At 64.8% G+C, this 230-nt stretch carries 1 pseudogene; it reads right to left on the bottom strand.

What is annotated here, in order from left to right:
• Positions 1–229: pseudogene (locus SB751_RS35945) on the bottom strand (sodium:solute symporter family protein); the annotation flags it as partial.
• Between the last annotated feature and the right edge of the window lies 1 nt (position 230).

Below are 230 nucleotides of genomic sequence, written 5' to 3'. Positions count from 1 at the left end.
CGAGGATGTAATAGACGGGCGCGCCCTTGCCGTACGCGAAGCCGCTGCCGCCGAGAAACGTGAACGTGGTGTAGATCTCGGCCGCCATCGGCTGGTAAACAAACGCGGTGCCGAAGCTGCGTCCGCCCACCGACCACTGTTCGAGATTCATGTCGTGGCCGCGCCGCGCGCGCATGCCGAGCGCGAGCGCCACGATCGTAATCGCCACGATGATGAGAAGCGCGCTCATG

This window comes from Cupriavidus sp. SIMBA_020 (assembly GCF_046535395.1).
GTDB classification, from domain to species: Bacteria; Pseudomonadota; Gammaproteobacteria; order Burkholderiales; family Burkholderiaceae; genus Cupriavidus; species Cupriavidus campinensis.
Note: the sequence above shows the minus strand (reverse complement) of the source record. Positions and strands in the feature narration are given on the sequence as shown.